Origin of the sequence: Seonamhaeicola sp. (assembly GCF_028281565.1) — a bacterium.
In the GTDB taxonomy this organism is placed as follows: domain Bacteria; phylum Bacteroidota; class Bacteroidia; order Flavobacteriales; family Flavobacteriaceae; genus Seonamhaeicola.
The window spans coordinates 1-2934 of the sequence record NZ_JANQJQ010000028.1 but is presented as its reverse complement, the minus strand read 5'-3'; the positions used below and the strand labels follow the sequence as shown (position 1 = coordinate 2934).

The window sequence follows — 2934 nt, the reverse complement described above, 5'->3', positions numbered from 1 at the left end:
TGACACAAGTTGACCGACAAATATGGCATCTGCCATATTATAAAGACCTACTGACATCATACCAATCATTGCCGGTAAGGCCAATTTCATAAATACCTTGCCCAAACTCATCTCCAATAATTTTTGTCTACTATTGTTCATAATTCAACTACCTCCAGTTACTATCTTATATTCTATATCCAGTTAGCCTCTTTTTTCTACCTCATTCAGTCTAAAATCACTGCAATTAGTCGGAAACTTCATTATTTAGGCTATAGAAAAAAAGACCTCCGCGTTAATCCAGTTGCGAAAAAGTCTCTATTTAGTATTAATTAACCATAATTTAAATACTTTTCCTGTATTTCAGCGGAGATACACCATAACAATCTTTAAAGACTGACCCAAAATTACTTTGATTAGAATAACCGAGCATATTGGCAATCTCCAGGATGTTACAATCGCTATTCCTGAGAAGTTCACCGGCTTTTTCCATTCGATAATTCCTCAGATAGGTATAGATACCTGTTCCATAAAGATACTTAAAGGATTCTTTTAAATTAGTGGTACCGATATCAAATCTTTTGGCCAGTTGATCGATCGTAATATGTTCCTGCATATTCACTTCAATAAACTTTTTAATTAACCCAATTTTATTAACAGTTAATTTAGATAGATATTTTTTCCTTATTTTTCGATAATGATCAAAGTGCTTCATTTCCGATAAAAAAAGTTCAATCACCTGGAGTTTAAGCAATTCAAGGTGAGCAGATTTCATATACTGATTAATTTTATTGATCATGCCAATAACTTCTGGCTCTGTTTCTACTATGACCAGCTTTTTACTTTGAGCAATTTTTTCGTAATACTCATTGATCGCATCTTTTGAAACCCCCAGCAGCTGTCCTAGTGAATTTATAGTTTGCTTTAAATAACATAAAATATAAATACTTTGATATTTTTTGCCCTTAAAATCAGCACCCAGACAATGATTATTACCATTCCTGGCATAATAGACACTGTTCCCTTTCACAACAGCAATCTTGCCGTCTTTAAAGTTAGCTATATATTTCCCCTTCAAACAGTATTCAATTTTGATAAAAGAATTGGAAAAATCAGCATTTATCTTATTTTTAAATTGACCTTTCAGCGTAAATTCATTTAAGATTAAATACATCCCTTGAATGATTGGATAGATAACCGTCTTCCCATTTCCATATCCAGGGAGTAACTGGTATGTTAATTTCTCTTTACTCCTCTCTTGTTCGATTGTATATTTTTTTAAAAAAGTATTTTTGACAGCACTTATTTCTAAGGCACCCCCTCCTCTATTTTGTCGGTTCAATCTCCTTCCATTCTGCTAACTCTTCCGGCGGCCATCCGTTAGCGGTTTTTCCGCCCCTTTTAAACCGGGCATCACATTTGTGACCACCACTTCCAATCGTTTGCGTACGGGAAAAACCTATACCTAAAGCCTGGAACATTGGATAATCGCCCAGACAGACATACTGTAAGTATTTTTCGGCTGCTTGTTGCTGGTAGAGCTTATGGATAGCGCACTCAATATAGTCGATGCCAAAATCAAAGTTCTCACCATCACCTTCAACAAACTCTGTGACAAAATCCCCGGAATATTTACGGAAAAGAGATTCTTCCGCTTGTCTTTTGGCCTTTTTTAAAGAAGAACTTGCAAATACCAGCTTATTAATTAGCCAACGCAAGAAACAGGGTTTAGCTTGAACATACAGAGCAAACGTTGTGTAGATAACCTTGCCGATTTCTCGTGTAGTTAATCCTTCTTTTTCCAAAGGCTTAACTACCGCCAGTACTATCGCTCCACCAATTAGATTCATGGTCAGTTTGTTTTTTAGTCCACCAATATAAGGCACGTGCGGGAGTAAATTTACGTATTCCTCTTTGCTTGCTTGATACAACTGATCTATTTTATTCTGGTTAAAATGCTGTTCTAAAGCCTGCCGTGTACATTGAAACATTTTGTCAAAATCCTTGATCATTTTATCTTTTATCTCAACATAATAATTTTTGTTATTCTCTGTTTTCACTTTTCCATCATCTCCTCATCTTTGAATGGAAAGTACTAAAGATAGCTAACCGGATCTGCTCCTCATTATCCGCGTCAAAACTGGTTGCTTCATCCAGGAGGATAATCGGTGCATCCTTCACTACTAAGGTAACACAGCTTTATTACCATTATCCATTGTCTTTATTTTATCGAGAGTTTTAAACTCTAATATAAGTAGCAAAATACCCAATATAGTAATCAGCAGATCACCCAGGGGCATGGCCAGCCAGGCCCCTGTTTCACCCAACAACTTCGGCAAAAATAATACAAGGGGAATAAAAAACAGTATTTGTCTTCCCGTAACCAGAATAGCGGCTTTAGAACCTTTTCCAATAGCTTGAAAAAAGACAATGCTCATAGCCAGAACCCCATATAAAAGAAATATTCCCAGAAAAATTCTGAACTGTCCTACACTACTCTGTACTAAGCTTGCATCGGTAATAAACCAACCCATTATAAATTTGGGAAATAACAGAAAGCTGAACCACAAAAGGACGGCAATTCCGGTAGCTATCCCGGCAAATGATAAAAATGCTTTCTTGACCCGAGCAAATTGCCTGGCTCCATAATTGGCACCAATAATCGGTTGAACTCCTTGGGCAATTCCCCATAAGACTATAAAAGCAAAGGTCATCACTCGATAGGCGGCACTCATCACAATAACACTATTTTCCCCACCGTAAGAAAATAATACCCTAAACATTAAAGCCATCTGAATGGCCGGCATTATTTGCATGACCATCCCGGAAAATCCAACGCTTAATATTTTTGGCATTATATCGAAAGACATTTTAAAGCTTTTCTTGGTTATCTTAATAATACTTTTACCGGATTTGAAATAGATTACGTTGCCAATTAAAACAATGCTTTGCGAA

At 36.4% G+C, this 2934-nt stretch carries 3 protein-coding genes; all 3 read right to left on the bottom strand.

The features are described 5' to 3' along the window. Window positions 1-322 precede the first annotated feature (322 nt). Entirely contained in the window at window positions 323-1321 is a 999-nt protein-coding gene (locus Q0983_RS12865) for an AraC family transcriptional regulator (protein WP_299553872.1), read from the bottom strand. Next, window positions 1305-2039 carry an L-2-amino-thiazoline-4-carboxylic acid hydrolase gene (locus Q0983_RS12860; protein ID WP_299553869.1) on the bottom strand — a complete coding sequence of 245 codons (735 nt, stop codon included), beginning with the start codon at window positions 2037-2039 and terminating at the stop codon, window positions 1305-1307. Before Q0983_RS12860 ends, Q0983_RS12865 begins: the two co-directional genes overlap by 17 nt. Before the next feature lie 123 nt (window positions 2040-2162). Next, window positions 2163-2934: MATE family efflux transporter (locus Q0983_RS12855; protein ID WP_299553867.1), on the bottom strand; the 772-nt coding region annotated here is incomplete at its 5' end.